Here is a 25,916-nt window from a genome sequence, read left to right as displayed (position 1 = left end):
GAAGAGGAAGAGGGGGATGAAGGAGAGGGAAGGGGAGAAGGGCCGGGAGGCGGCGTGATCACGCCTCGCTGCGGCGGGAACGGCACCTCGGGTACGGCGTACAGCGCGCTGCCTGGCGAGGTGGTGGCGGAAAGCCGGTGCGCCGGTCGGAGACGACGGGCGGGACCGCGAACGGAGAGAAGCAGGCACCGGCGCCCGGGACGGGGCGTACACAGGTGCTCACCGCACTGTAGCACCGGGCGGTTCTGCCGGGGAGAACGCGGAGGGGGCGCGGTGTGTTCCCGCCTCAGGTGCCGTCCGTGTCGTCCGGCGGGAAGCCGTACCGCCCCCGCAGCCGGACGAAGTAGGCCGCGGTCAGGATCCGCCACTGCCGCAGTCCCGACGCGGTGCGCACGAAGCACACCACCTGCTCGTGTCCGCCCGGCCCGATCGGCTGCACCAGACGCCCGGACGGCCGTAGCTGCGCGACCAGCGGCTCGGGCACCTCCGGAAAGGCGGCCGACACGATCACCGCGTCGTAGGGGGCGCGGTCCGGCACACCGCCGCTGCCGTCGGCGACCCGCAGCTCCACGTTCCGCACGCCCTGCCCCGCCAGATTGCGGCGCGCCTGCCGGGCGATGTCCGGCCGCATCTCGATGCTGACCACGTCGCCGGCCAGCCGGGCGAGCAGCGCGGTCTGGAAACCGAGGCCGGTACCGACCTCGAGGACGTGCTCGCCTCCGCCCAGCTCCAGGCTCTCGATCATGACGGCGGACAGCGACGGCTGCGTGGTGACCTGCCCCTGCCCGATCGGAACGGGTACGTCACGGTAGGCGGAGTCCGCCCGCTCGGCCGGGACGAACCGTGCCCGGGGTGTCCTCCGCACGGCTTCGAGCAGCCGCTCGTCCCTGATCCCGGCGGCCCTGAGGGCCCGCACGAGATCTTCGGGCCTGCCGGGCACGGGGTCCACGGGCGGCTCACCTCACCCTCAGTGCCAGCGTAACCTGCCGCATGTGTCCGCACGGCGCGACGGTCGGGCACCCGTGCGCAGTGCGAGCCGCTGGAGCCGGCCTCCTCGACCGCCTCGGCACGCGGGCCCGCGCTCGGGGCGCGGGGCGTTCTCCGGATGGCCGGATCGTGACCGGGATCGGCACGACGGGAGCGGGATCGGCACTGGCGGAAGCGGGATCGGCACGACGGAAGCGGGATCGGCACGACGGGAGCGGGATCGGCACGACGGGAGCGGGGTCGCACCACGGGAGGATTCGGCTGACGCCTCGTCAGAGGCGTGTCAATTCCACCCGCTGCGCCCGCCGCTGCGGCCGCGGCGAACCGGGGTGTCCCTGCGCCGGGCGATCCGTCCCCGTAAGCTGATGCCGATGTTCTCCCCGCACGGTCCCACCCTCCGCGAGCTGACCGTCCAGGCGCTGTCGTCGGTCGAGCGCGGCTACGACCTGCTCGCGCCCAAGTTCGACCACACCCCGTTCAGGACCCCGGACACCGTGCTGGACGCCGTCGCGGGGGAGCTGAAGGCGATGGGGCCCTTCGCGCACGGACTCGACCTGTGCTGCGGCACGGGCGCCGGGGCCGAGGTGCTGCGCACGGTCTGCCGCGAGAGCGTCACCGGCGTCGACTTCAGCGCGGGCATGCTGGCCGTCGCCCGCGCCCGGGTGCCGTCCGACGTGCCACCGCGCGTCGCCTGGGTGCGTGGCGACGCCCGCGCCCTGCCCTTCGGCCCCGCCTTCGACCTGGCGGTGAGCTTCGGCGCGTTCGGGCACTTCCTGCCGAGTGAGCTGCCCGGCCTGTTCCGGCAGGTCCACTCGGTGCTGCGGCCCGGCGGACGGTTCGTGTTCCCCATCGGCGCCCTGCCCTCCCCGGCTTCGCCCTGGTACTGGGCGCTGCTCGGCTTCGACACCGTGATGCGGGTGCGCAACGCCCTGTGGCGGCCGCCGTTCGTGATGTACTACCGGACGTTCCGCTTCGGTGACGTCCGGCGCGAGCTGGCCCGCGCCGGATTCACCGTGGAGCACCGGGCGCTGACGGACTTCGGCCACCGGCCCGACGGCAGCCCGCGCTGCCGGCTGATCGTGGCCACCCGCACCTGACCCGCCCGCGCGCCGCGGCCGGACCCGTGCCCGCCGGTCAGAAACGGGCCGGCAGCCAGCGCAACTTGGCCGCCTGCTGGTGAGCCCCGCCGCCCTCGTGGTCGTTGAAGTCGTACACCTCGATCGCCTTCTCCTCGTGCGCCCACGCGTTGAACGCGGCGAACACCGTCGACGGCGGACACGTCTGGTCCTCCAGCGCCACCGAGAACAGCGCGGGCGCCCGGCCGCGCGCGGCGAAGTGCACGCCGTCGAAGTACGACAGGGTCCGCATCACCTGCTCGGTGCGGCCGCGGTGCGTCTTGAGGTAGCTGCCGATCTCCCGGTACGGATGCCGGTCCGTGATCGTCGTCGCGCGCGGGAAGTCGCACAGGAACGGCACGTCCGGTGCGACGGCCGCGAGGTCCGGTACGAGACCGCCGACCGCGATCGTGATACCGCCGCCCTGGCTGCCGCCGAGGGCCGCGGTACGGGAGGCGTCGGTCAGCGGATGCGCGCGGGCGGCCTCGACGGCACGCACCCCGTCCGTGAACACCCGCCGGTAGTAGTAGCTTTCGGGGTCCTCGACGCCGCGCGTCATGAACCCCGGGAAGGACGGAGCGCTGCCCACCGGGTCCGGTGTCTCACCGCCGCCCCATCCGCTGCCCTGGCCCCGCGTGTCCATCACGAAGTGCGCGAAACCCGCCGACGCCCACAGCAGATGCTCGTGCGGCAGGGCGCGCCCGCCGCCGTAGCCGACGAACTCCACGACCGTCGGCAGCGGGCCCTCCACGGAGACCGGCACGGTCAGCCACGCCTTCACCGGGTGACCGCCGAACCCGGCGAACGTCACGTCGTACACCTGGACCGTCTTCAGCCCCGTCTCGACGGGCTCGAAACGGGCGTCCAGGTCGTGCTCGCGGGCCTCCTGGAGCGTCTTCGTCCAGAACGCGTCGAAGTCCGCGGGCTCGACGGACGCGCTGCGGTACTCGCGGAGTTCGTCGAGCGGGAGGTCGAACAGGGCCATGAAGGACCACCTTTGACGTCGGGTGCGGATGATCACACCGTACGGTGGCCACCGGGGCCCCGCCAGACCTCGATGCGCCACCCGCTGTGCGTCAGGCCGTCCGACGCCGCCACTCCGGCCCGGTGCGGGCCCACTCGGCCTCCCACTCCGCCATGCGGTGCCGCTCGGCGACCCGCCTGGTCACGGCGCGGGCCAGGAGCACCGTCCCGGCCATGCCGCCCGCGGCCCACACACCGGCCGTCACGGCGCGCTGCCACACCGCGCCGTCACTCGGCGGCGGGGCGACCCCGCGATCCGTGGAGTCCACCCACACCGGCACCCGGTCGCCGCTGCGCGCACCCGCCGGGACGTCGGCGATCGTGGTCAGCGTGCCCTTGCCCGGCTCGCTCCAGCGCACCTTCGCCGGGTACAGGGGCTGCTTCCCGCTCTGCGTCGAGGGCGCCGCGGCCGGGGGGTCCTGGGCGAGCACCGCGGCCACCTGATGGCGTTCGGCGCGCTGGGTCACCTGCGTCGCGCGCCCCTGGTCGTACGCCCTCCAGCCCACGGCCGCACCGACGAGCGGCGCCCCGACGCACAGCAGCACGGCGACGATCAGCGCCGTCCACGCCTCGACGACATCACAACGGCGGCGCAGCGGATTGCGCTTCCAGCGCCAGCCGCGCACCCGGGTTCGCATCTCGACCTCCCTGCCGCCGTGCCCCGTCGGCGGACCGGTGCGCGGCGGGCGTCGCCACTCGGCGCGTGGCCCGGGGGCACCTTCCGTCGCCCGGGGCGGGACCGTCCACGACAGGGACGTGTCCGACACGAAGCGGCTTGTGAAGCGGCTTTTATGCCCATTCTCCCTCTGGGGGCGAAGTTCCCGGACCCGTGGCCTCGAAACCTCGGCCCGCTGCCGCGCCGGGGCCCGCGGACCGGGGAGCCGGGCCGGTCGTTGCAGGCGTATGAACGCTCCGCAGGCCCGGGAATAGCCGCCCCCTGATCTTCCTTGCGCTCTACGGCGGCAGTGAAGGAGAGAGAGGCAGGACATGCCCAAGGCGTACGCATACACCCGCTACGGCGGCCCGGAGACGGAGACGCCCGTCGACACTGACCGGCCGAGCCCCGGCCCCGGACAGCTCCTCGTCGCGGTGCGCGCGGCGGGCGTCAACCCGGTCGACTGGAAGCTGCGTACGGGCTACCGGCGCCCCGGTGACACCGACGCGCCCGAGTTCCCCGTGGTGTTCGGCAACGAGGCCGCCGGCATCGTCGAGGAGATCGGCGAGGGCGTGACCGGTTTCTCCGTCGGGGACGCGGTCTTCGGCAACACGGTGGCCGGCGGATACGCCGAGTACGCGCTGCTGCCCACGGCGGTGACCGCGCACGTGCCGGACGGCCTGTCCCTCACGGACGCCGCGGTCCTGCCGGTCGCCGCGGCGACGGCCTACGACGGCGTTCGGCAGCTCGGTCTGCCCGCCGGCGCGACCCTGCTGGTCACCGGCGCCGGCGGGGGAGTCGGCGTCGCGGCCGTGCAGATCGCCCGCGCCTTCGGCCTGCGCGTCGTCGGCACGGCGAGCGAGGGCAATAAGGACTTCGTCGAGCAGCTCGGCGCCGTCCACGTCCCCTCGGGTCCGGATCTGGCCGCGCGGGTGCGGGCGGCCGCCCCGGACGGCGTCGACGGCGTCTACGACCTCGTCGGCGGGGAGGTGCTGGAGGAGGCGGCGACCCTGCTGACCGACCGCTCGAAGCTGATCACCGCGGGGGCGGCGCAGGAGGACGTCGAGCGGCTGGGCGGCGCCCGGGTGGTGCGGGCCCGTACCGCCGCCGTGCTCGAGGAGGTGGCACGGCTGGTGGTGGCGGGCGACCTGGACCCGTACGTCACGCGGACCTTCCCGCTCGAACAGGCCGGGCAGGCCCTGCGCCTGGTGGAGGGCGGGCACGCCCGCGGCAAGGTCGTGATCGAGGTCGCCGCATGAGCGACCACGTCCTCGACAACCCGGCGCTCGCCTCGCTGACCGGTCCGCACGCCCGTTTCGCGGAACGCCGGGGCCGCGTCCTGCGCTACCCCGTCGACGTCTCACCGTGGGTGGGCCTGCCCGCCGAGCCGGACGCCGACGACTGGGCCGACCTCGCGGCGCTCGCGGGCCCGGGCGCCGAGGCGCCGCTCGCCGGCTTCCACGGGGAGATCCCGGACGGCTGGGACATCACCTTCTCGATCGACGGCGTGCAGCTCGTCGACGCCGGGATCGCCGCGGCACCCGACCCGGAGGCGACACGGCTCACCCCGGCCGACGTGCCGGAGATGCTGGACCTGGTGGCGCGCACCCGGCCCGGCCCGTTCCTGCCGCGCACCATCGAACTGGGCACCTACCTCGGCATCCGCCGGGGCGGAGCCCTGGTCGCCATGGCGGGCGAACGGCTGCACCCGCCCGGCTGGACCGAGATCAGCGCCGTGTGCACCGACCCGGCCTTCCGCGGGCAGGGGCTGGCCGGCCGGCTGGTCCTGGCGGTCGCGCACGGCATCCGCGAGCGTGGCGAGACCCCGTTCCTGCACACCGGCGCGGGCAACACGGGCGCCATCCGTCTCTACGAGTCCCTCGGCTTCCGCCTGCGCCGCAGGACCAGGTTCCTGTCGGCGCGGGTCCCCGAGCGGCTGGGGGACGAGCAGGTGGTGGGCATCTGACGGCCACTCGGGCGGGGGGTCCGCACAGGCGGGCCCCCGCCGCCGGCCGTCAGGCGTCAGCCGTGGCGGGCGGCGCGACCGGCAGGGCGGCAGCGGCCGCGTTGTACCGCACCAGGTAGTCCGCGAAGCGCCCCAGGTCCTCCTCCGGCCAGCCCGCGAGCCGCTCCCGGAACGCCTCCCGGCGGCTCTCCGTGACCTGGGCGAGGATCCGCGTGCCCGCTCCGGTCAGTTGAAGTACCTGGACCCGGTGGTCCTGCGGGTCCTGCCGCCGCTCGATCAGTCCGGCCCGCTCCAGCGCGGCCACCTGTCGGCTCACCGTGGACTTGTCCAGGGCGTAGTGCGCGGCCAGGTCCGTCGCCCGGCAGCCGCCGCTCTCCTCCAGGTGCCCGAGCAGCGTGTACGACACCAGGGACAGCTCCGGGTGCATGCGTCCCGCCGAGGCCCGGGCGCGCCGGGCGAACGCCGTCATCTCGCGCTGAATGGTCTCGACGGCGGCTTCCGCCGCGGACGCGGCCGTGGCGTGCCCTGGCTGCACGGGACCTCCCTGTTCCTCCAGTTGTAGAGTACAACTTGAATCGGGGCGGGGGCCTCCGCGGCCGACGCAGGGCTGCGTCCCTCCTGCTAAGGTGACCGTCCTGGCCGTGGACCGTCCCGGCCGGTGCGGCCGAGGAGGTGAGTCCCATTACCGCTGTGTCGGCTCGGGTGCTCTCTCCCCTCAGGACGGCGCGGATCACCGCCGCCGGGTGAGCGCGAGGGCGCCCTTCGGTCCACCGAAAGGCTTTCCCGGCTCCATGCCACCACTGTCACGTTCCCACGTCGTCTCCGCGCTGCGGTCCGCCGGCTGTGTCTTCGCCGAGGACGAGGCGGAGTTGATCCTGTCCACCGCCCGCACCCCCGACGAGGCCGCTCACATGGTCGCCCGGCGCGTCGCCGGGCTCCCCCTCGAACTCGTCCTGGGCTGGGCGGAGTTCCACGGCCTGCGCATCGCGGTGGAGCCGGGCGTCTTCGTCCCCCGCCGCCGCACCGAGTTCCTCGTCGACCAGGCCCTCGCCCTCGGGCGCGGCGCCTCGCTCGTCGTCGACCTGTGCTGCGGCTCGGGCGCGGTCGGCGCGGCCCTGGCGGCCGGGCTGGACGGGCCCGAACTCCACGCCGCCGACATCGACCCGGCCGCCGTGCGCTGCGCCCGCCGCAACGTCGCCGCGTACGGCGGCCGGGTCCACGAGGGCGACCTGTTCGCCGCGCTCCCCGACGAGCTGCGCGGCCGCGTCGACGTCCTGACCGCCAACGTTCCCTACGTCCCCACGGACGAGGTCCCGTTGCTGCCCCCGGAGGCCCGCGACCACGAGCCCCTGTCCGCTCTGGACGGCGGCTTCGACGGCCTGGAGGTGCTGCGCCGGGTCACCGCGGAGGCCTCAGCCTGGCTCGCCCCCGGCGGCCGTCTGCTCGTCGAGACGAGCGAACGCCAAGTCCCCTCCGCCCTCGAGGCGTTCGCCCACGCCGGCCTCGACGCCCGGCTCTCCGTCTCGGAGGAGCTGTACGCCAACGTCCTGATCGGCACCCGGCGCTAGTGCCCCAACGGGCGGCGTTCCCCCGTCGCGGGGCGCTAGCCGGCCGTCGACCGCAGGAACTCCCCGACGATCGCGTTGAAGGCGTCTGGCCGCTCCATGTTGGGATAGTGCCCGGTGCCTTCCACGACCGTGGCCCGGCCGTGGGCGACGATGCGGACCAGGCGCTCGGCCATGCCGATGTGGTCGGGGGAGTCGGCGCCGCCGTTGACGGCCAGCACGGGCACCTCGATCGTCGCGGCGCGGGCCCAGGTGTCGGTGACGGGGACCCGGTGGTCCGGCTCGTCGCGGGTGTGCTTGCCGATCGTCGACCGGGCCATCTCCCGTACGCGCCGGTCGACTTCGGGGTCGACGTCCTCGGCCGTGCGCTGCGGACCGTAGATGAACTGTGCGAACGCGTCCAGGAAGGCGTCGATGTCGCCGACGCCGAGTGCGTGCCAGTACGCGGCGTTGAGGGCCTGCGTCCACGGGTCCCGGAATTCCGGCTCACTCGTGCCGACGCCGCTGACGACGAGGGCGCGGACGAGGTCGGGGTGCTCCAGAGCGGTGTCCACGGCGACCGCTCCGCCCATCGACAGCCCGACCAGGACGGCGGGACCGGTGCCGAGGTGGCGCAGCAGCGCGGCGAGGTCGTCGGTGGGGCGGAACGGCCGGGTCGCGTTGGAGGACGCCCCGTGGCCGCGTGCGTCCGGGGCGATCACCCGGTGAGTGCGGGCGAACACGGGGATCTGGTCGTCCCACATGTGGTGGTCGACGAAGCCGCCGTGCAGCAGCACCAGCGGCGGCCCCGCGCCCTCGTCGCGATAGGCCAGCGGGCCGTCCTCGGTCTCGAACGTCTTCAGTGTCTCCACGCTCTCCGTCATGACAACCAAGGTGTCATTTTCTCGCATACTTGACAACCGGGGTGTCATAATCGCGAGTGTGACCGACCAGAACGCGCCACTCGCTCCGGATGTCCTCGCCCCCCGTCTCATGGAGGTCTTCGCCCTCGTGGGCCCGCTGTACCGGCGGGTGCAACGCAAGGTCGAACAGGCCGAGGCGATCGAGGGCGTCTCCGTCGGTGTGCGCGCCGTTCTCGCCCTGCTGTGCGGGAACGGGCCCATGACCGTCCCGCAGATGGGGCGCGCCCAGGCGCTCAGCAGGCAGTTCGTGCAGCGGATGGTCAACGAGGCGGCGGCACGCGGGTTGGTGGAGAGCATGCCGAACCCCGCCCACAAGCGTTCCCCGCTGTTCCGGCTCACGGACGAGGGCCGAGCGGTGATCGACGCCGTCACCGCCCGCGAGTACGCCCTGCTGCGGCAGGTGCGCGGCGACCTCACCGACGCCGATCTGCAGGCATGTCTGCGTGTGCTGACCCGGATGCTCGACCTCTTCGACGACGTGGACGTGGACTGAGGAGAGCCGCTCGTCCCGCCGAGCCCCTCCGGCTTTGTGCAACTAGTTGCAAAAACAGGCGCTCGTCCTCTACAACAGACGCACGACACGCCGCACGGAGGGCCCCATGAGCCGCTACCCGAACCTGCTCACCCCGCTCGACCTGGGCTTCACCACGCTGCCCAACCGTGTGCTCATGGGCTCGATGCACGTGGGCCTGGAAGAGGCCGAGCGCGGCTTCGAGCGCATGGCCGCCTTCTACGCCGAACGGGCGCGCGGGGGAGTGGGGCTCATCGTCACCGGCGGTATCGCCCCCAACGAGGCGGGACGCCCGTACGAGGGCGGCGCCAAGCTCACCACCGGGGCGGAGGCCGAACAGCACCGCGTCATCACCGACGCCGTGCACCGCGAGGGCGGGCGGATCGCGATGCAGATCCTGCACTTCGGCCGCTACGCCTACCACCGCGACCTCGTCGCCCCCAGCGCCCTCCAGGCCCCGATCAGCCCGTTCGTCCCCCACGCCCTCACCGACGCCGAGGTCGAGCAGACCATCGACGACTACGCGCGCGCCGCCCGCCTGGCCCGGGAAGCCGGGTACGACGGCGTGGAGATCATGGGCTCCGAGGGCTACCTCATCAACGAGTTCATCGCGGCGGGGACCAACCGGCGCACCGACCGCTGGGGCGGCTCGTACGAGAACCGGACGCGCTTCCCGGTCGAGATCGTGCGCCGCGTCCGCGAGGCCGTCGGTGAGGACTTCATCGTCGTCTACCGGCTCTCCATGCTGGACCTCGTCCCCGGCGGCTCGTCCCTGGAGGAGGTCGTCACCCTCGCCAAGGCGGTGGAGGCCGCCGGAGCCACGATCATCAACACCGGCATCGGCTGGCACGAGGCCCGTATCCCCACCATCGCCACGTCCGTGCCGCGCGGCGCGTACGCGTGGGTGACCAAGAAGGTCATGGGCGCCGTCTCCATCCCGCTGGTGACGACCAACCGCATCAACACCCCCGAGACGGCCGAGCAGTTGCTCGCCGAGGGGTACGCCGACATGGTGTCCCTCGCCCGCCCGATGCTCGCCGACCCCGACTTCGTCGCCAAGGCCGCGGCCGGGCGGCCGGAGACCATCAACACCTGCATCGGCTGCAACCAGGCCTGCCTCGACCACACCTTCAGCGGGCAGATCACCTCCTGCCTGGTCAACCCGCGCGCCTGCCACGAGACCGAGCTCGTCCTCTCCCCGACCCGGCTGCGCAAGCGCGTGGCGGTCGTCGGCGCCGGTCCCGCCGGACTCGCCTGTGCCGTCTCCGCCGCCGAGCGCGGCCACGACGTCACGCTCTACGAGGCGGCGGGCGAGATCGGCGGCCAGCTCAACGTGGCCCGCAAGGTGCCGGGCAAGCAGGAGTTCGACGAGACCCTGCGTTACTTCCGCACCCAGCTCGACCTGCGCGGTGTGGACCTCCGGCTGAACACCCCTGTCGCCGCCGGTGACCTCTCCGACTACGACGAGATCGTCGTGGCGACCGGCGTCACCCCCCGCACCCCCGACATCCCCGGCGCCGACCACCCCAGCGTCCTCGGCTACCTCGACGTGCTGCGGGACGGCGCGCCCGTCGGGGACCGCGTCGCGATCCTCGGCGCGGGCGGCATCGGCTTCGACGTGGCGGAGTACCTCACCGACGGCGGCGACAAGGCGAGCGAGGACCCGGCGACGTACTTCCGACACTGGGGCGTCGACATGGACTACCGCGCCCCCGGCGGCCTCGCCGCCCCCGAGCGGCCCGCCCCGCCGCGCACCGTCCACCTCCTGCAGCGCAAGACGTCCAAGGTCGGCGCCGGGCTCGGCAAGACCACCGGCTGGATCCACCGCACCGAGCTGAAGCACCGGGGCGTGACCATGGTGCCGGGCGTCCGCTACGACCGGATCGACGACGGCGGGCTGCACATCACCGTGGACGGCGAAAGCCGCGTCCTCGAGGTGGACACGATCGTCCTGTGCACCGGGCAGGACCCGCGCCGCGACCTGTACGAGGAGCTGCTCGCCGCGGGCCGCACCCCGCACCTCATCGGCGGCGCCGACGTGGCGGCCGAACTGGACGCCAAGCGTGCGATCAAGCAGGGCACGGAACTGGCGGCGGCGCTGTAGGCGCTGGGAGCCGGTCCCTAGGATGAGGCCATGTCCCTCCCGCACGCGATCCTGACCGCCCTGCTGGAGAAGCCGTCGTCGGGGCTGGAACTGACCCGTCGGTTCGACCGGTCGATCGGCTACTTCTGGTCGGCCACCCACCAGCAGATCTATCGCGAGCTGGGACGTCTCGAGAGCGACGGCCTGATCCGCGCGCTGCCGGCGGAGCAGCCGGCCCGCGGGCAGAAGAAGTCGTACGAGGTCCTGCCCGCCGGCCGCGCCGAACTCGCCCGCTGGACGGCCGCCTCCCAGGAGCCCAAGCCCCACCGGGACGTGCTGCTGCTGCGGCTGCGCGCCGCCGCCGTCGTCGGCACCCAGGGGCTGGAGGCGGACCTGCGCCGCCATCTGGACCTGCACCGGCAGCAGTTGGCCGAGTACCGGCAGATCGAGGCACGCGACTTCGGGCCCGGCCACGACTCGGCGCGGGACCGTCTCCAGCATCTGGTGCTGCGGGCGGGCATCGACCTGGAGACCTTCTGGATCCAGTGGCTCACCCACGCCCTGGAGGAGTTCCAGGAGCTGCCCGCACCCGAATAGCGGATCCGCCCGCACCCGGACAGCTCAACCGGGGCCCGTGGCCGGGGCGGCATTGGCCCGAGGGCCGCGGGGCTACGTATGCTGGTGCTCCACGCGGCGTGAACTCGCTTGCCTCCCAGGTCAGTTCGTGCCGACGGCGCGGTCCGCTGTCGTCGCTTCCCGCGCCGGCGAACGCGGCCGAGGGCCGGGGCCCCGTTCCGCCCCGGTCCTCGGCCGCACCATGCCCGCGATCGGGGGTTGTCCCGTCACTCCTTCCGGTAGGAGTACGCCTCCCCGGCCGCCGCCTCCACCGCCGCCAGGTCCGCGCCCGTCGACGCCGTGACCATCGCCGCGACCGCGCCCTCGACGAACGGGGCGTCGACCAGCCTCGTGTTCGCCGGAAGCTCGTCGCCCTCGGCGAGCAGCGCCTTCACGGTCAGCACCGCGCTGCCCAGGTCGGCCAGTACGGCGACCCCCGCGCCCCGGTCGACGGAGGCCGCCGCGGCGGACACCAGCTCGGAGCTGGTTCCGAACCCGCCGTCCACCGTGCCGCCCGCCGCCGCGATGGGCGCGGTGGCTCCGCCGCCCGACAGAGCCGTCGCCAGCTTCGCGACCGACTCGGCGACCGCCGGGCTGTGCGAGACGAGCACGATCCCGACCAGCTTCTCCGTGCCGTCACTCACCGGAGGCCTCCACGAGCGCGGCGATCAGCAGGGCCGAGGAGGTGGCGCCGGGGTCCTGATGCCCGATGCTGCGCTCACCCAGATAGCTGGCCCGGCCCTTGCGGGCCAGCAACGGGGTCGTCGCCACGGCGCCCTCCTCGGCGGCGGCCGCCGCCGCCCGGAAGGAGGTGCCGAGCGCGTCCACCGCCGGCACCAGGGCGTCGACCATGGTCTTGTCACCGGGCGCGGCTCCGCCCAGCCCCATCACCGCGTCCACACCCTGCCGCAGAGCGTCGGTCAGCTGCTGCTCGGTCACCTCGGCGGCGTCCCCGAGGGCCTTGCCGGTGCGGCGCAGCAGCGTCCCGTACAGCGGGCCGGAGGCACCGCCGACCGTCGAGATGAGCTGACGGCCCGCGAGCTGGAGGGTCGCACCGGGTGTGTCCGGCGCCTCCTTCTCCAGCGCGGCCGTGACCGCGCGGAAGCCGCGCTGCAGGTTGCTGCCGTGGTCGGCGTCGCCGATCGGCGAGTCGAGCGCGGTCAGCCGCTCCGCCTCGCGGTCGACGGACGCGGCGGCCGCCGTCATCCAACGGCGGAAGAAGTCGGCGTCGAGCACTGCATCTCCTTGCGTGATACGAACGGTGACCTCACTCGTCTGCCCCGCGACCGGCCCGGTGTGCGGGCCGCTCACCGGCCCCAGCGCAGCGCCGGTGTGCTCACCGGCGCGTCCCACAGCCGCAGCAGCTCCTCGTCGACCTGGCACAGGGTGACCGAGGCACCGGCCATGTCGAGCGAGGTGACATAGTTGCCCACCAGCGTGCGGGCCACCGGGACGCCACGCTCGGACAGCACCTGCTGCACCTCCGCGTTGTAGCCGTACAGCTCCAGCAGCGGGGTGGCGCCCATGCCGTTGACGAGGACCAGCACCGGGTTGCGCGGCTGAAGGTCGTCCAGGACCGCGTTCACCGAGAAGTCGGCGATCTCCCGCGCCGTCATCATCGGGCGTCGCTCCCGCCCCGGCTCACCGTGGATGCCGATGCCCAACTCCAGCTCGCCCGGTGGCAGGTCGAAGGTGGGGGTGCCCTTGGCGGGAGTGGTGCAGGCGCTGAGGGCGACGCCGAAGCTGCGCGAGTTCTCGTTGACCTGCCGGGCGATGGACTGCACCCGCTCGAGCGGCTGCCCCTCGTCCGCCGCCGCCCCCGCGATCTTCTCCACGAACAAGGTGGCGCCGGTGCCGCGCCGGCCCGCCGTGTAGAGGCTGTCGGTGACGGCGACGTCATCGTTGACCAGGACCTTCGCGACCTGAATGCCCTCGTCCTCGGCGAGTTCGGCCGCCATGTCGAAGTTCAGCACGTCGCCGGTGTAGTTCTTGACGATGAACAGGACGCCCGCGCCGCTGTCCACGGCCGCCGCCGCACGCACCATCTGGTCGGGCACCGGGGAGGTGAACACCTCGCCGGGGCAGGCCGCCGACAGCATGCCGGGACCCACGAAGCCGCCGTGCAGCGGCTCGTGACCCGAACCGCCGCCGGAGACGAGCGCGACCTTTCCGGCGACCGGCGCGTCACGCCGTACGATCACCCTGTTCTCCACGTCGACGGTCAGCTCGGGGTGCGCGGCCGCCATGCCCCGCAACGCGTCGGCGACGACCGTGTCCGGGACATTGATCAACATCTTCATGGGAGCCTCCTGCGTCCACTCGCTGTCGGCAGTATCGGTGTTCATGAGGCGGTGGTCACGTGGGCGGAGGTTCTCGAGCGCGTCCGGCGTGTACGGGCCACCCGGCATGAGCATGACCGCTTTCTCGGATCAAATGCCTCGACAAGTGTGACCTGTCTTACCTTCTTCTCGGATTCCCGGACTGAATACGGACATTCCGGATGCCGCGCTGACCTGCGCAAAGAAGGAGTAAAGGAAGTCCCCCTGGAAGAGTCAAATTTCAGGTGACGACCTTCTGTCCAACGGGTCTCGGTTCTTACCCTGAGCCGCCAATTACGCGTTAATTCCCTGCTCAGATAGTGAGAGGCCCTTGACATGGTGAACCTGGACCATGCAGCCCCTGACGCCACCCGCGACCGGACCGGTCTGCGGCGGGACGTCGGCCTGATCGGACTGATGTGGGCCTCGGTGGGGTCCATCATCGGCTCCGGCTGGCTCTACGGAGCCGAAAAGGCCGTTGTGATGGCGGGCCCCGCGGCGATCATCTCGTGGCTGATCGGCGCGGTGGCGATCGTCCTCCTGGCGCTGGTGCATGCCGAACTCGGCGGAATGTTCCCGGTCGCCGGCGGCACGGCCCGCTACCCGCACTACGCCTTCGGCGGCCTGGCCGGTATGTCCTTCGGCTGGTTCTCCTGGCTGCAGGCGGCGACCGTGGCACCGATCGAGGTCGAGGCGATGATCGGCTACGCCGGTCACTGGCACTTCGCCAAGGGCTTCCAGCACGCCGACGGCACCCTGACGACCAGTGGATTCATCGTCGCCGTCCTCCTGATGGCCGTCTTCGTCCTGGTCAACTTCCTCGGTGTGCGCGTCCTCGCCCACACCAACAGCGCCGCCACCTGGTGGAAGATCGCCGTGCCGCTGGCCACGATCTTCATCATCGCGGTGGGCAACTTCCACCCGCACAACTTCACCGCCCACGGCTTCGCCCCGTTCGGCGCCAAGGGCGTGCTGAGCGCCATCTCCTCCAGCGGCATCATCTTCGCCCTGCTCGGCTTCGAGCAGGCGATCCAGCTGGCGGGCGAGAGCCGGGACCCGAAGCGGGACCTGCCGCGCGCCACCCTCGGCTCGGTCGCCATCGGCGCCGTCATCTACGTACTGCTCCAGGTCGTGTTCATCGGCGCCCTGCCGGTCAGCTCCTTCGCGCACGGCTGGGCCAAGCTGGACTTCCCGGGCATCAGCGGTCCCTGGGCGGGCCTCGCGACCCTGGTCGGCCTCGGCTGGCTCGGCGTGGTCCTGTACATCGACGCCGTGATCTCCCCGGGAGGCACCGGCCTGATCTACACCACCGCCACCTCGCGCGTCTCCTACGGTCTGTCCAAGAACGGCTACGCGCCCAAGCTCTTCGAGAAGACCGACGCCCGCGGCGTGCCGTGGTTCGGCCTCGCCATCTCCTTCCTGACCGGCATCATCTGCTTCCTGCCCTTCCCGAGCTGGCAGGAGCTGGTCGGCTTCATCACCTCCGCGAGCGTCCTGATGTACGCCGGCGCGCCGCTGGCCTACGGCGTCTTCAGTGACCGCCTCCCGGGCCGTGAGCGCCCCTACCGCCTGCCCGCCGGCAAGGTGATCGCGCCGCTGTCCTTCGTGGTCGCCAACCTCATCATCTACTGGGCCGGCTGGGACACGCTGTGGCGGCTCGGCGTGGCGATCATCCTCGGCTACGTCCTCCTCGGCGCCTACGCCTGGTACGCCACGAGCAGGAACCTGCCGGACGCCCCCCGTCTGGACTGGAAGGCCGCCCAGTGGCTGCCGGCCTACCTGGTGGGCATGGGCCTGATCTCCTGGCAGGGCGGCTTCGGCGGCCAGGGCCACATCGGCCTGTGGTGGGACATCGTGGTCGTCGCCGTGTTCTCCCTCGCCGTCTACTACTGGGCGAAGGCCACCGCGTCGCAGCCCGAGGAGATCGAGCGGAGCATCGAGGAGGTCGTCGTCACCGACGCCCCGGCTCACTGACCGGGCTCACCGACCCGGCCCCGACGCGTCCCGTCGGCCACAGCCCCCGGCTGTCGCCGACGGGACGCCGTCTTTTCCACCGCAAGTGCTCTCCACGGAGCGGGCGGCTACCGCTCCTCACGCCTGATGACGCGTCAGCTCCGCTCCCCCCAGCACCGTCACCCGGGGCGTGCAGGTGAGACGGAAGCCGGTGAAGTCGGCGGTGAACGCGGCGTCGACCAGGTCGCGGGCGTGGATGCCCGCGAAGGCTCCCGTGAACCGCAGCCGGGAGCCGTGGTCGTCGGACAGCCGACTGAAGTCGAGCGGCGGACCGACCGGTACGCGCGTCCCTGCCCGCAGGAACCAGAAACGGGCCTCCGCGCCGTCGACCGTGACGCCCAGCGTGACCGGACCGTGCGCGTCCACGTCGACCAGCGCCACCCGCCGGACGTCCGCCTCGTCCCGCTCCACCAGACTGAGCACGGTACGGCCGGCGCCCCGCCACTGCTGGCCGCGCTGCGGCTCGCCGTCGGGCTCCGCCCAGGTCAGATCGAGCGTGAGGTAGGACCGGGTGTCGTACCACAGGACGAGGCCGGCGGCCTGGGTGAAGGTGCGCGGCGCCGCCTCCACCGTGACCTCGGCCTCCGCGCGGTGCTCGGTGATGCGCTGGGCGAGCAGGCTCTGCGCCCACAGCGACTCCGGGCCCTGACGGCCGCGCAGCCGGATCCAGCCCGGGCGGGTCGTGGTGTCGGCCCAGGACGGGTCCGGGTATCCGCGCAGGGTGCTCCACGGCCAGGACAGCGGCTCGGGCCGTGCCGTCGGCGGCTCCCGGGCGGGACGGGTGGGGACCTCGACCTCGACCAGCGGGTGCCGGCCTCCCTGGCGCAGCCGGGGCCAGCCGTCCGCGTCCCAGGCCACGACCTGGATCGCCGTCTCCCGCCCGAGGGTGCACCGGGGCCCGTCCGGGGTCCGCAGGGGACGGGCCGTCAGATGGCTCATGACCCACGCCCCCTCCGGCGTCTCGACCAGCTCCGCGTGTCCCGCCTTCTGCAACGGCAGTGAGGGATCGTCCCGGCTCGTCAGCAAAGCCGCGTCGTCCAGCTCGTAGGGGCCGGTGAGGGCACGCCCGCGTGCCACCCGCACCCCGTGCTCGAACCCCGTGCCGCCCTCCGCCAGAACCAGGTAGTACCAGTCGCCCCGCCGCAGCAGCTTCGGTCCCTCGATCAGCCGTTCGTGCTGCAGCAGCAGATGGGTGTCACCGAGCGGCGCGAGCGTGGCGCGGTCCAGCTCCGTCAGGACGATGCCCGCGAAACGGTCTCCGCCCGGGCGGGGATCGTACTGGAGGTTGAGCAGCCACAGCCGTCCGCCGTCATGGAAGAGCGCCGGATCGAAGCCATGGCTCGCGACCCGCCGCGGCGCGCTCCACTTCCCGTCCACCTCCGTCGCCGTGGTGACGTAGGTGTCCAGGTCGAAGTACGGCGTGCCGACCGAGCGGACGATCGCGTAGACCATCCAGAACCGTTCGCCGTCCCAGCTCAGCGACGGTGCCCAGATGCCCCCCGAGTCGGGGACTCCGGCCAGTGAGTCGCCGGGGGCCGCGCCCCGCACATGACCGGCGTACTCCCAGTGCGCCAGATCGCGCGAGCGGTGGATGGGGATCGTCGGGAACCACTCGAACGAACTCGTGGCCACGTAGTACCGGTCGCCCACCCGCACCAGCGAGGGGTCGGGGGCGAAGCCGCGGATCACCGGGTTGCGCAACACGGTCACTTGAGTGCTCCCAGGGTGACTCCGGTCCGCCAGTAGCGGCGCATCGCCACCATCATGATCGCCATGGGCACGATGGACAGCAGCGCACCGGTCAGCACCAGGCTGGTCAGATCGATGCCGGATTCCAGGCTGTACCCGGACCAGTTGTACAGGCCCAGGTTCAGCGTCCAGTTCTTCTCGCCGCGCAGCACGGTCAGCGGCAGGAAGAAGGCGTTCCAGGTGTTGACGAAGGCCAGCAGGAACACGGTGGCGCCGCCCGTCGTCATCATCCGCAGCACGATGCTGAAGAAGATCCGCAGCTCCCCGGCGCCGTCGATGCGGGCGGCCTCCAGCAGTTCGAACGGGATCGTCGCCTCGGTGTACACCTTGGCCAGGTACACGCTGAACGGGTTGATCAGGCAGGGGATCAGCATCGCCCACGGCGTGTCGACCAGCCCGATCGCCGAGAACAGCAGGTAGAGCGGCAGGGTGAGCAGGGCGATCGGGACCAGGAACGAGCCCACCACGCAGGCGAAGACCATCCCCCGGCCGGGGAAGTCGAAGCGGGCGAGGCCGTAACCCGTCGCCAGGGCGATGAGCGTGCCGCCGAGGGAGCCGACACCGGCGTACAGGAAGGAGTTGGCGGTCCAGCGCAGGAAGATGCCGTCGTGGTACGTGAAGAGCTGGTGCAGGTTGTCCCACAGGTGCCAGCCCGAGAACCACAGGCCGTTCGTCTGGTACAGCCCCACCCGGTCCTTGGTGGCGGCAACGATCAGCCACCACACCGGGAACAGGCTGTAGGCGCTGGCCAGGACCAGGCCGACCAGGAGGAAACGCTGACCACCCCGCGAGCGGGAGGAACGGTCGGGTCGGGCCAGCCGCCGCACGGTGCGGACCGGGGGCCGCTTCGTGCCGGACTCGGTCATCAGCATCAGTCGGCCTCCCTCGAGGTGAGCCGGTAGAAGAGGAAGGAGGCCACGCCGAGGATGAGCGCGAGCAGCACCGACAGGGCGGCCGCGTAGTGGTAGTTGCCGGCGTTGAACGCCTGGTTGTAGATGATCATGATCGGGGTGAAGCTGTCGCTGACCGTCTGCGGGGTGACGTTACGGAACAGCGCGGGCTCGTTGAAGATCTGCAGCATCTGGATGATCGACAGCAGCCCCGTCAGCACCAGCGCGCCGCGCACATGGGGGACCTTGATGCTCCGCGCGATCCGGATCTCGGAGGCGCCGTCGAGCCGCGCGGCCTCGAACAGCTCGCGCGGGACGCCCTGGAGCGCCGAGTAGATGATCACCATGTTGTAGCCGATGCCGTGCCAGGTGAGCAGGTTGCCGATGGACGTCCACACCATCGACGGCGCGAAGAAGTTCCAGTCGAAACCGAAGAGCCTGCCGAGCGGTGTCAGCGGGCCCACGTCCGGGCTGTAGAGGTTGACCCACACGATCGCGGCCACCACACCCGGGATCATGTACGGCACCAGCAGGAAGATCCGGAACCGGCCGGCCGCCTTCGCGGTGAGCGCGTCCAGGAACAGCGCCAGCACCAGACTGATGGCCAGCATCACCGGGATCTGCACGCACGCGAACAGCACCACCCGGCCGATGGCGCTCATGAAGGCCGGGTCGGTCAGGCCGTGCCGGTAGTTGTCCAGCCCGGCGAACTGCCGGGTGGCCCCGCCGAGTCCCAGGCCGGACTGCTGCTCGCGGTACAGCGACTGGTAGACGGCGTACCCGATCGGGAGCAGATACAGGAAGACGAAGCCGAGCTGGAAGGGCAGCGTGAAGGCGGCACCCTTCCAGCGCAGAGAACGAATCATCGTGAGTGCCTCAGCCCTTGACGCTGATGCCGCGGGACTTCAGGTCGTTCACCGTCCACTGCTGCATGTGCGCCAGCAGATCGGTGACCTTCTCCTGCTTGCTGACCACCTTGGCCCAGCCGGCCTGGAGCTCCGTGAACATCGCCGTCCAGTCCGGGCCGAACGTCCAGTCCGTGGTGACCGTGTTCAGGCTGTCCGCCACGATCTTCTTCGCGGGCTCGTAGTTCGGGCCGAGGAGTTTGGCGGAGATCGCCTGGTCCACGTACGCCTTGCTGTCGGCAAGCGCGGGCATCACGCCGTTGCCGGTGTCCGGGCTCGCCATCGTCTTGACCGCGCCCGGGTCGGTGGACATCCACAACGCCGCCTCGGCGGCCTGCTTCTGGTACTTGCACTGTTTGGTCACCAGGGTCACCCCGCCGCTCTGGTTGGTGCCGGCCGGGGTCTTGGGAGCCTCACCCGCGAAGGTCGGCCAGGGGGACAGCGCCCACTTGCCGTTGGACTTGGTGAAGTTCTGCACCATTCCGGCCATCTGCCAGGTGGAGATCTGCCGGGTCGCGGTGCCGCCGTTGTCGTAGTTGCGCTGCACGGCCGCGTAGTCGGCGAAGGACAGCTTGGAGTCGAGGTCGTTGTCGATGATCTCCTGGATCACCTTGGCGGCCTTCAAGGTGCCCTCGTCCTGGAAGTCCACCTTCCAGGAGTTGCCGTCGATGGCGTACCAGTGCGCCCCGGCCTGCATGGCCAGCACCTCCAGGGTGCTCGGGTCCTCACCGGCGTAGTTGGTGATCTTGATGCCGTGCTTCTTCAGCTCCTTGCCGGCCGCGATGAAGTCGTCCCAGGTCGCAGGCGGCTTCAGGCCGTACTTGGCGAAGATGTCGGTGCGGTAGATGGTGAAGTCGGGCGCCGAACTGGTGGGGACGCCGTAGACCTTGCCCTGCACCTGGCCGCTCGCCCAGGACCCCGCGTTGAACTTGTCCTTGCTCGACCCGACGTACTGCGTGATGTCGGCGAGCGCTCCCTGCGACACCCAGGTCGTCACGTACTCGGCTGTGTTCTGCAGCAGGCAGGGCGCGTTGCCGGCCTTGACCGCGTTGGTCAGTTGCTTCTGCATGGTGAGCTGGTCGGTGACCTTCGTGTACTTGAGCTGGACGTCCTTGTGACTGGCGTTGAACGCCTTGACGACGGCCTCCTGGCCGTTGGCCCAGCCCCAGAAGGGGAGGGTGACCGGACCCGAGGACGAGGAGCCCCCCGTGCCGGATCCGCCGCCGCAGGCGGAGAGGAGACCTGTCAGCGCGATGCCCGCGACGGCGGCGTGGGCGAACCTTCTCCGGGAGCTGGTGAAGTTCATCTGACCGTGATCCTTCGGAATGTAGGCGTTCTCAGAACGAGAGGACGGCGGCTCGGTGTTGGCCAGGAACAGCGGCCGGAAAACCGTCGGCTCGCGGTTGCGGGGGGTCGGCCAAGCTGAATCGGTAGTAAGCGGTTGCCGTGGACCGTAGGACGATTTGGGGCCTCTAGCAAGAGGGCGGCCGGAAATTGTTACGGCCGGTTGTCCGGCACGTGTCCGGGCGCACCGGGTGACCTTGGGCGCCCATCACCAGAATCTGTGCAGGTCAGCGCAGTGTGACGGTGCTGACAGCGACCCTGGTACTGCGCAGTAAGCGTTCTCAGGAACGACGTTCTCCTGAGCTGAAACCGTTTACGAAACCAAGAACCGCAGGTGCCGTGTCACGACCGTCGCCGTGGCGGTTGCACGGAGCCGCGCACGACGACGTGCGTACCCAGCACGAGATGGTCGCCGTCGCTTCCCCTGCGGCGGCCCGTGCCGCCCTCGCGCCGGTCGGCCACCGCGCGCAGCGCGACGCGGCCCATCTCCTCGTACGGGACGTGCACGGTGGTCAGTTGGGGGGTGAGCTGGGAGGCGAGCGGGATGTCGTCGTAGCCGACGATGGAGACGTCCTCGGGCACCCGCAGGCCCGCCGCGCGCAGCGCCTGCATGGCGCCCGCGGCCACCACGTCGGTTCCGGCCAGGACGGCGGTGAAGTCCGGCGTCTCGTGCAGGGCCGCCTCGACGGCCCTGTACCCGTGCTCGTCGTCGTACGTCCCGTGCCGCACCAGGCCGGAGTCGAACGGCACCCCGTACGCCTCGAAGGCCCGCTGAGCGCCCCTCAACCGGCCCTGAGCCGTGGTGAGTTCCGCGGGTCCCGGCAGGACCAGGACGCGGCGGTGCCCGGCCGACAGCAGATGGCTCGCCATCGCATAGGCGCCGCCCTCGTTGTCGTAGTCCACCGTGGTCGCCGGCACGTCGCCCTCCAGCGGCGGCCGGCCGACCAGCACCAGGTGGGAGCCCGCCGCGTCCAGGGAGCGGGCGAAGCGGGCCATCCTGAGCTGGTACTCGTCGAAGTCGTAGGCCCCGCCGAGCAGCACCACCGCGGCGACGCCCTGCTGGCGCATGAGGTTGACCAGTGCGAGCTCCCGCTCCGGGTCGTCCCCGGTGGTCCCCACCAGTGACAGCCAGCCGCGCAGGGAGGCCGCGCCCTCGACGCCCTTGGCGACATGGGCGAAGGCGGCGCCGGTGATGTTGTTGAGCAGGATCGCCACCGTCGGGGTGCCGCCGCCGGCCAGGGAACGGGCGTGGGCGTTCGTGACGTAGTCCAGATCCCGTACGACCTTCATCACCCGGCGCCGCAGCTCCTCGGAGACCGGATAGTTGCCCGACAGGACCCGCGACACACTGGCGACCGACACGCCCGCCTGCTCCGCCACGTCGCGGATGGTGGCCCGTCCGGCCTCGGCCGACGCCTTGCGCTGACTCACCGTAGCGGCTCCTTCACCGTATGGACCTTCCCCTCCGACGAGCCGGGGTCCCGCCCTCCGCCGGTGCTGAAACCGTATCCCATGGTTGTTCCAGGTCGGACCGGGTTGTGGAAGGGCCGCTCACGCGACACGGGCCAGATCGGCACGGTGCACCTCGTGCGCCAGCGGCAGGCCCGCGACCAGGCGCTCGACCTCCGCCATGACGATACGGCCGAGACGTTCCAGCTCGTTGCCGAGTGAGCCGGCGATGTGCGGGGTGAGGAAGACGTTGGACAGCCCGTACAGCGGGGAGCCGGCGGGCAGCGGCTCCGGCTCGGTGACGTCCAGGACCGCGCTCAGGCGGCCGGAGACCAACTCGTCGGTCAGGGCGTCCTGGTCGACCAGCGCCCCCCGGGAGGTGTTGATCAGCACGCCGCCGTCCCGGATCAGGGCGAGCCGGCCGCGGCTGAGCATGTGCTGGGTCTCGGGGATGTCGGGGGCGTGCAGGCTGACGATGTCGCTGCGGCGCAGCAGCTCCTCCAGCGGCAGCGACTCGGCGCCCAGTGCCTGCGCCTCGTCGGCCGCCACATAGGGGTCGTAGAGGAACACCGTGAAGTCGAACGGGCGCAGCAGCTCGAGGAGTCGGCGGCCCACCCGCGAGGCCCCGATGACGCCGATGCGGCGGCCGAGGTTGCCGATGGCCGCGGTCTCGGCGGGGGAGGGGTAGGCGTGAGTGCGCCGGAACCGCTCCCGGTGCCCGAAGGCGTCCTTGCCCGCGAGCAGGATCATCGCGAGCGTGTACTCCGCGACCGGCAGCGCGTTGCCGGTCACCGCGCTGGACACGGCGACGCCCCGCCGCCACAGCGCCTCGCCGACGAGCGACCGGACCGAGCCGGCGGCATGGAGGACCGCGCGCAGCCTCGGCGCCGCCACCAGGGTGTCCGTGTCCAGACGGGGGCAGCCCCAGCCGGTGATCAGCACCTCGGCTCCGGCCAGCGCCGTGGCGGCCGCCGGGTCGGTGAAGTCGTGCACGACGAGCGCGGGGTCGATGTCGACCGACTTCTGCAGCCGGGCCACGAGGGGTGGTGGGAACAGCAGGGGCAGGTGCACCGGATCCATGGCGAACACGGCCCTGGAGGGCTGGGCGCTGGGCATGTCTCTCCCGAAGCAGGTCGGTAACGTTTTCTGAAAGCGCCTTCTACCGTATTCCCGCCGTGGACCCATGGTCAATCGGTGCGCGGGGTGCCCCGACCGGAAGGCCTTCGGGTGCTCCCTCAGTCAAATGGCCAGGTCGGCGCAGGTTTGGGGGCGCTCCGGGGGTGTCTGCCGCCGCCGGGTGACCAGGTGCCGAGGGAGGTTCGGCCGGGCCCGTGGACCTGCCCGTAACGGGTTTCCGCCGCTCACCGGGACCTCTCGCCGTCGATGGTCACGGCCGGTTGTCGACGATCGGACGCGGGCCCCGCCGGCCGCTCGCATCGTGGACAACTGCCGCCGGGCACTCCCACTCTCGGTCAACCCGACGGCCGGACTCGGTGAACCCCCAGGTCGGCCGCCTTTTTGCGGCCACAGGTCCAGCGGTCGCCGCGCTGTCCGCGCCCGCCTCAGGTGTTGCACAGACTTTTCGAAAATGTGCGGAGCCCCTTGACGAGTCATCCGTCCCGGAAGAAGCTCTGCCCACTCGGCTGTAGCAACCGGTTGCTACCTGTTACTCCGATCGGTCATGCAGCGTTTCCCGTGCAGAGGCCGTGCTCGTCCCCGAAGCAAGAAGGTGAGGCGTTCATGCGCTCCCACGCCGGTGCTCCCCCCAGTCGTCGTCGCTTCCTCGCCCTGTCGGCCGGCGGCGCCGTGGCCGGTGCGGCGGCTCTCGGCGGGCGTCCCCTACCCGCCGGAGACCGAACCCGTCACGTACGAGGCATGGCTGGAGGACGCGAAGCGGCTCGTCCAGCGCAAGAAGGGCCAGACCACGGTCTTCGGCGGCAGCTACAGCGGCCTGTACCGGTGCACACTCCTGTCGACCCTGACGGCGTCCGCGGGAGGCAGCCTCTTCAACGACGACTTCTCCCGGGCCGACTTCACCACCCCCGAGGCCCGCAAGGCACTGGCCTGGTACATCGACTACTGCAGGACCAAGGTCGGACCCAGCCTCATCCAGCCCGACCCCAACGGCTGGGACGGACCCACCTATCAGGCCGGGCGGATGGCCATGTCGAATTCCGGCTACTGGCTGGGCGGCATGATCAACACCGACAAGAAGCTGGCGTCGGTGTCCCGCCTGGCGCCCGCCCCGGTCGTCGCCGGCGGCCGGCGGATCAGCGCCTGCCAGGGCGGCACCGGCCTGTGGATGCCGCGCAGGGCCAAGAACAAGGACGCCGCATGGCGGGTCTTCGAGTGGTTCTTCGGCGAGGAGCCGGCGAAGGACCGTGCATCCGGCGGCTGGGGCATCCCCACCCTGAAGTCCCTCAGGCCGCTGATGCCGGCCCAGACGGACTACCAGAGGCGCGTGCTGAAGGTGCAGGAGAACGAGCTGAAGCACTTCTCGGTGGTCTCCTTCACTCCCTACGCCAGGGCGGACGCGCTCGACGCCCTCTTCAACCAGATCGCCCCGGCCGCGATGAAGGGTGAGATCTCCGTCGACACCCTCGCGGGACGCCTGAACTCGGCCCTCAACGAGCAGCTCAGGCGCGGTAAGGAGCAGGTGGGATGACGGTCGATCAGATCTCCTCCGCCGCGGAGCTGCCCCGCCCCACCGCCGGCACCGCCCGGGCCCGGGCCGGCAGCCGGCCGCGGACCTCCATGACCGCACGCAGGCACCGGGCGTTCTACCTGTTCACCTCCCCCTGGATCACCGGGTTCCTGCTGCTGACCGTCACGCCCATGGCGTACGCGCTGTGGCTGAGCTTCACCACCTTCGACGGCATCTCACCGCACTGGCGGTACATCGGCCTCGGCAACTACCGCGAGCTGTTCTCGGACTCGGTGACCTGGCAGGCCCTGAGCCGCGCCGGCCTGTTCGCCGTGACGTCGGTGCCGCTGTCGATCATCGCGGGCCTCACGCTCGCTCTCCTGGTCAATCGGCCGATCAAGGGCCGTGGACTGTTCCGCACCCTCCTCTACCTGCCGGCCGTGGTGCCGCCGGTCGGCGCGGGCATCGCCTTCAAGCAGCTCTTCGACCAGAACTCCGGAGCCGCCAACGGCGTGCTGACCTCCCTGGGCTTCGACGCCGTCGGCTGGCTCGCCGATCCCTACGCCCGCTACGTGCTGCTGATGACGGTGCTCTGGGCCGCCGGAAACATCATGATCATCTCCCTGGCCGGGCTCCAGGACGTGCCCCGCGAGCTCCACGAAGCGGCCCGCATGGACGGAGCGGGTGCGTGGCGGACCTTCCGCAGCATCACCGTGCCGCTGCTGTCGCCCGTCCTGCTCTTCCAGACGGTCACCGGAATGATCGCCTCGGTGCAGACCATCATGCCGCTGCTGCTGGCCCCCCTGGGTGACACGAGCGGCATCACCACGGTCCCGCAGTCCGACTACCTGTACATGATGCACGTGTTCGCGCAGTACTTCGCGCTCGGCCGTTACGGCTACGCCTCCGCGCTGCTGTGGGTGCTCTTCGTCCTGATCCTCGTCGCGACCGGACTCATCTTCAAGTTCACGTCCGGCGTGGTGTTCTACAACGTCGACCCGGAGGCGAAGAAGTGACCGTCACCAGCCTGCCCACGAAGCCTGACACGGACGCCGGCACGCCCGTCCCCGAACTCCAGGCCGCCGCCTCCGTGATGTACGTCGTCCCCATCCTGCTGATCTTCCTCATCGCCCAGCGCGGCTTCGTCGCCGGGATGTCCACCTCCGGTCTCAAGTAATCGAC

General features: G+C 71.4%; 24 protein-coding genes and 1 pseudogene. 11 read left to right on the top strand and 14 right to left on the bottom strand.

Annotated elements, in window-relative coordinates:
* Window positions 1–286 precede the first annotated feature (286 nt).
* Entirely contained in the window at window positions 287–949 is a 663-nt protein-coding gene (locus tag ACZ4SW_RS10390; RefSeq protein WP_468240552.1) for a protein-L-isoaspartate(D-aspartate) O-methyltransferase, read from the bottom strand.
* 409 nt (window positions 950–1,358) lie between these two features.
* Here ACZ4SW_RS10390 and ACZ4SW_RS10385 point away from each other — a divergent pair, with 409 nt between their 5' ends.
* Complete coding sequence (locus ACZ4SW_RS10385) at window positions 1,359–2,084, top strand: class I SAM-dependent methyltransferase (RefSeq protein WP_468240550.1); 726 nt, start codon at window positions 1,359–1,361, stop codon at window positions 2,082–2,084.
* A gap of 37 nt (window positions 2,085–2,121) precedes the next feature.
* Here the strand turns inward: ACZ4SW_RS10385 and ACZ4SW_RS10380 are convergent, their stop codons facing one another.
* Both ACZ4SW_RS10380 and ACZ4SW_RS10375 read right to left on the bottom strand, forming a co-directional pair.
* Complete coding sequence (locus tag ACZ4SW_RS10380; RefSeq protein WP_468240548.1) at window positions 2,122–3,087, bottom strand: acetylxylan esterase; 966 nt, start codon at window positions 3,085–3,087, stop codon at window positions 2,122–2,124.
* Window positions 3,088–3,178: 91 nt separating this feature from the next.
* Window positions 3,179–3,763, bottom strand: a complete 585-nt coding sequence (locus ACZ4SW_RS10375) for an Rv1733c family protein (protein WP_468240546.1) — start codon at window positions 3,761–3,763, stop codon at window positions 3,179–3,181.
* 349 nt (window positions 3,764–4,112) lie between these two features.
* Between ACZ4SW_RS10375 and ACZ4SW_RS10370 the strand changes: the two genes are divergently transcribed.
* Both ACZ4SW_RS10370 and ACZ4SW_RS10365 read left to right on the top strand, forming a co-directional pair.
* A complete protein-coding gene (locus ACZ4SW_RS10370; protein ID WP_468240543.1) occupies window positions 4,113–5,039 on the top strand; it encodes an NADP-dependent oxidoreductase in 927 nt (308 codons plus the stop codon).
* Entirely contained in the window at window positions 5,036–5,746 is a 711-nt protein-coding gene (locus ACZ4SW_RS10365) for a GNAT family N-acetyltransferase (RefSeq protein WP_468240541.1), read from the top strand. The genes ACZ4SW_RS10370 and ACZ4SW_RS10365 overlap by 4 nt, the downstream gene beginning before the upstream one ends.
* A 49-nt stretch (window positions 5,747–5,795) precedes the next feature.
* Here the strand turns inward: ACZ4SW_RS10365 and ACZ4SW_RS10360 are convergent, their stop codons facing one another.
* Window positions 5,796–6,215, bottom strand: a complete 420-nt coding sequence (locus ACZ4SW_RS10360; protein WP_468241241.1) for a MarR family winged helix-turn-helix transcriptional regulator — start codon at window positions 6,213–6,215, stop codon at window positions 5,796–5,798.
* Between the two features lie 322 nt (window positions 6,216–6,537).
* Here ACZ4SW_RS10360 and ACZ4SW_RS10355 point away from each other — a divergent pair, with 322 nt between their 5' ends.
* Window positions 6,538–7,314 carry a putative protein N(5)-glutamine methyltransferase gene (locus tag ACZ4SW_RS10355; RefSeq protein ID WP_468240538.1) on the top strand — a complete coding sequence of 259 codons (777 nt, stop codon included), beginning with the start codon at window positions 6,538–6,540 and terminating at the stop codon, window positions 7,312–7,314.
* A 35-nt stretch (window positions 7,315–7,349) separates the two neighbouring features.
* Here ACZ4SW_RS10355 and ACZ4SW_RS10350 read toward each other — a convergent pair whose 3' ends face one another.
* Entirely contained in the window at window positions 7,350–8,174 is an 825-nt protein-coding gene (locus tag ACZ4SW_RS10350) for an alpha/beta fold hydrolase (RefSeq protein WP_468240536.1), read from the bottom strand.
* A 109-nt stretch (window positions 8,175–8,283) separates the two neighbouring features.
* On the opposite strand from ACZ4SW_RS10350, the gene ACZ4SW_RS10345 reads away from it, so the two are divergent.
* From ACZ4SW_RS10345 to ACZ4SW_RS10335, 3 genes are all read left to right on the top strand, one after another.
* Window positions 8,284–8,706 carry a MarR family winged helix-turn-helix transcriptional regulator gene (locus tag ACZ4SW_RS10345; RefSeq protein WP_468241239.1) on the top strand — a complete coding sequence of 141 codons (423 nt, stop codon included), beginning with the start codon at window positions 8,284–8,286 and terminating at the stop codon, window positions 8,704–8,706.
* A 106-nt stretch (window positions 8,707–8,812) separates the two neighbouring features.
* Entirely contained in the window at window positions 8,813–10,828 is a 2,016-nt protein-coding gene (locus ACZ4SW_RS10340; RefSeq protein ID WP_468240534.1) for an FAD-dependent oxidoreductase, read from the top strand.
* 30 nt (window positions 10,829–10,858) lie between these two features.
* Complete coding sequence (locus ACZ4SW_RS10335) at window positions 10,859–11,404, top strand: PadR family transcriptional regulator (protein ID WP_468240532.1); 546 nt, start codon at window positions 10,859–10,861, stop codon at window positions 11,402–11,404.
* A gap of 245 nt (window positions 11,405–11,649) precedes the next feature.
* Here the strand turns inward: ACZ4SW_RS10335 and ACZ4SW_RS10330 are convergent, their stop codons facing one another.
* The 3 genes from ACZ4SW_RS10330 to dhaK all read right to left on the bottom strand — a co-directional run bounded on the left by ACZ4SW_RS10330 (window position 11,650) and on the right by dhaK (window position 13,722).
* The gene (locus tag ACZ4SW_RS10330) at window positions 11,650–12,066 is read right to left on the bottom strand and encodes a PTS-dependent dihydroxyacetone kinase phosphotransferase subunit DhaM (RefSeq protein ID WP_468240530.1); all 417 of its coding nucleotides are present in this window, start codon (window positions 12,064–12,066) and stop codon (window positions 11,650–11,652) included.
* Window positions 12,059–12,658, bottom strand: coding sequence for a dihydroxyacetone kinase subunit DhaL (gene dhaL, locus ACZ4SW_RS10325; protein WP_468240527.1), 600 nt, complete (start codon window positions 12,656–12,658; stop codon window positions 12,059–12,061). Before dhaL ends, ACZ4SW_RS10330 begins: the two co-directional genes overlap by 8 nt.
* A 71-nt stretch (window positions 12,659–12,729) precedes the next feature.
* Complete coding sequence (dhaK, locus tag ACZ4SW_RS10320; protein WP_468240525.1) at window positions 12,730–13,722, bottom strand: dihydroxyacetone kinase subunit DhaK; 993 nt, start codon at window positions 13,720–13,722, stop codon at window positions 12,730–12,732.
* Window positions 13,723–14,076: 354 nt separating this feature from the next.
* Between dhaK and ACZ4SW_RS10315 the strand changes: the two genes are divergently transcribed.
* On the top strand, window positions 14,077–15,714 hold the full coding sequence (locus ACZ4SW_RS10315) for an APC family permease (RefSeq protein WP_468240522.1): 1,638 nt from the start codon (window positions 14,077–14,079) through the stop codon (window positions 15,712–15,714).
* Window positions 15,715–15,831: 117 nt separating this feature from the next.
* On the opposite strand, the gene ACZ4SW_RS10310 is transcribed toward ACZ4SW_RS10315, so the two are convergent.
* The 6 genes from ACZ4SW_RS10310 to ACZ4SW_RS10285 all read right to left on the bottom strand — a co-directional run bounded on the left by ACZ4SW_RS10310 (window position 15,832) and on the right by ACZ4SW_RS10285 (window position 23,206).
* The gene (locus tag ACZ4SW_RS10310) at window positions 15,832–17,463 is read right to left on the bottom strand and encodes a glycoside hydrolase family 43 protein (protein WP_468240519.1); all 1,632 of its coding nucleotides are present in this window, start codon (window positions 17,461–17,463) and stop codon (window positions 15,832–15,834) included.
* Window positions 17,460–18,374, bottom strand: a complete 915-nt coding sequence (locus ACZ4SW_RS10305) for a carbohydrate ABC transporter permease (protein WP_468240516.1) — start codon at window positions 18,372–18,374, stop codon at window positions 17,460–17,462. The genes ACZ4SW_RS10310 and ACZ4SW_RS10305 overlap by 4 nt, the downstream gene beginning before the upstream one ends.
* On the bottom strand, window positions 18,374–19,258 hold the full coding sequence (locus tag ACZ4SW_RS10300) for a carbohydrate ABC transporter permease (RefSeq protein WP_468240514.1): 885 nt from the start codon (window positions 19,256–19,258) through the stop codon (window positions 18,374–18,376). Before ACZ4SW_RS10300 ends, ACZ4SW_RS10305 begins: the two co-directional genes overlap by 1 nt.
* A gap of 10 nt (window positions 19,259–19,268) precedes the next feature.
* Window positions 19,269–20,603, bottom strand: a complete 1,335-nt coding sequence (locus ACZ4SW_RS10295) for an ABC transporter substrate-binding protein (RefSeq protein ID WP_468240510.1) — start codon at window positions 20,601–20,603, stop codon at window positions 19,269–19,271.
* Between the two features lie 380 nt (window positions 20,604–20,983).
* Complete coding sequence (locus ACZ4SW_RS10290; RefSeq protein WP_468240508.1) at window positions 20,984–22,072, bottom strand: LacI family DNA-binding transcriptional regulator; 1,089 nt, start codon at window positions 22,070–22,072, stop codon at window positions 20,984–20,986.
* Window positions 22,073–22,192: 120 nt separating this feature from the next.
* The gene (locus tag ACZ4SW_RS10285) at window positions 22,193–23,206 is read right to left on the bottom strand and encodes a hydroxyacid dehydrogenase (RefSeq protein WP_468240505.1); all 1,014 of its coding nucleotides are present in this window, start codon (window positions 23,204–23,206) and stop codon (window positions 22,193–22,195) included.
* Between the two features lie 697 nt (window positions 23,207–23,903).
* Here ACZ4SW_RS10285 and ACZ4SW_RS10280 point away from each other — a divergent pair.
* The 3 genes and pseudogenes from ACZ4SW_RS10280 to ACZ4SW_RS10270 form a co-directional block, all read left to right on the top strand.
* Complete coding sequence (locus ACZ4SW_RS10280) at window positions 23,904–24,755, top strand: extracellular solute-binding protein (protein WP_468240503.1); 852 nt, start codon at window positions 23,904–23,906, stop codon at window positions 24,753–24,755.
* Window positions 24,752–25,750, top strand: a complete 999-nt coding sequence (locus ACZ4SW_RS10275; RefSeq protein ID WP_468240500.1) for a carbohydrate ABC transporter permease — start codon at window positions 24,752–24,754, stop codon at window positions 25,748–25,750. The genes ACZ4SW_RS10280 and ACZ4SW_RS10275 overlap by 4 nt, the downstream gene beginning before the upstream one ends.
* A gap of 35 nt (window positions 25,751–25,785) precedes the next feature.
* Window positions 25,786–25,911: pseudogene (locus ACZ4SW_RS10270) on the top strand (carbohydrate ABC transporter permease); the annotation flags it as partial.
* Window positions 25,912–25,916: the final 5 nt, after the last annotated feature.

It is taken from the genome of Streptomyces sp. NPDC028331 (genome assembly GCF_055565775.1).
Note: the sequence above shows the minus strand (reverse complement) of the source record. Positions and strands in the feature narration are given on the sequence as shown.

What these genes read in the sequence shown, in the direction of transcription:
- ACZ4SW_RS10275 (WP_468240500.1), top strand. Translation starts at nt 24,752, where the DNA reads ATGACGGTCGATCAGATCTCCTCCGCCGCGGAGCTGCCCCGCCCCACC.
- ACZ4SW_RS10285 (WP_468240505.1), bottom strand. Translation starts at nt 23,206, where the DNA reads ATGCCCAGCGCCCAGCCCTCCAGGGCCGTGTTCGCCATGGATCCGGTG.
- ACZ4SW_RS10375 (WP_468240546.1), bottom strand. Translation starts at nt 3,763, where the DNA reads ATGCGAACCCGGGTGCGCGGCTGGCGCTGGAAGCGCAATCCGCTGCGC.
- ACZ4SW_RS10305 (WP_468240516.1), bottom strand. Translation starts at nt 18,374, where the DNA reads ATGCTGATGACCGAGTCCGGCACGAAGCGGCCCCCGGTCCGCACCGTG.
- ACZ4SW_RS10340 (WP_468240534.1), top strand. Translation starts at nt 8,813, where the DNA reads ATGAGCCGCTACCCGAACCTGCTCACCCCGCTCGACCTGGGCTTCACC.
- ACZ4SW_RS10380 (WP_468240548.1), bottom strand. Translation starts at nt 3,087, where the DNA reads ATGGCCCTGTTCGACCTCCCGCTCGACGAACTCCGCGAGTACCGCAGC.
- ACZ4SW_RS10385 (WP_468240550.1), top strand. Translation starts at nt 1,359, where the DNA reads ATGTTCTCCCCGCACGGTCCCACCCTCCGCGAGCTGACCGTCCAGGCG.
- ACZ4SW_RS10315 (WP_468240522.1), top strand. Translation starts at nt 14,077, where the DNA reads ATGGTGAACCTGGACCATGCAGCCCCTGACGCCACCCGCGACCGGACC.
- ACZ4SW_RS10365 (WP_468240541.1), top strand. Translation starts at nt 5,036, where the DNA reads ATGAGCGACCACGTCCTCGACAACCCGGCGCTCGCCTCGCTGACCGGT.
- ACZ4SW_RS10345 (WP_468241239.1), top strand. Translation starts at nt 8,284, where the DNA reads ATGGAGGTCTTCGCCCTCGTGGGCCCGCTGTACCGGCGGGTGCAACGC.
- ACZ4SW_RS10360 (WP_468241241.1), bottom strand. Translation starts at nt 6,215, where the DNA reads ATGACGGCGTTCGCCCGGCGCGCCCGGGCCTCGGCGGGACGCATGCAC.
- ACZ4SW_RS10295 (WP_468240510.1), bottom strand. Translation starts at nt 20,603, where the DNA reads ATGAACTTCACCAGCTCCCGGAGAAGGTTCGCCCACGCCGCCGTCGCG.
- ACZ4SW_RS10335 (WP_468240532.1), top strand. Translation starts at nt 10,859, where the DNA reads ATGTCCCTCCCGCACGCGATCCTGACCGCCCTGCTGGAGAAGCCGTCG.
- ACZ4SW_RS10300 (WP_468240514.1), bottom strand. Translation starts at nt 19,258, where the DNA reads ATGATTCGTTCTCTGCGCTGGAAGGGTGCCGCCTTCACGCTGCCCTTC.
- ACZ4SW_RS10370 (WP_468240543.1), top strand. Translation starts at nt 4,113, where the DNA reads ATGCCCAAGGCGTACGCATACACCCGCTACGGCGGCCCGGAGACGGAG.
- dhaK (WP_468240525.1), bottom strand. Translation starts at nt 13,722, where the DNA reads ATGAAGATGTTGATCAATGTCCCGGACACGGTCGTCGCCGACGCGTTG.
- ACZ4SW_RS10355 (WP_468240538.1), top strand. Translation starts at nt 6,538, where the DNA reads ATGCCACCACTGTCACGTTCCCACGTCGTCTCCGCGCTGCGGTCCGCC.
- ACZ4SW_RS10350 (WP_468240536.1), bottom strand. Translation starts at nt 8,174, where the DNA reads ATGACGGAGAGCGTGGAGACACTGAAGACGTTCGAGACCGAGGACGGC.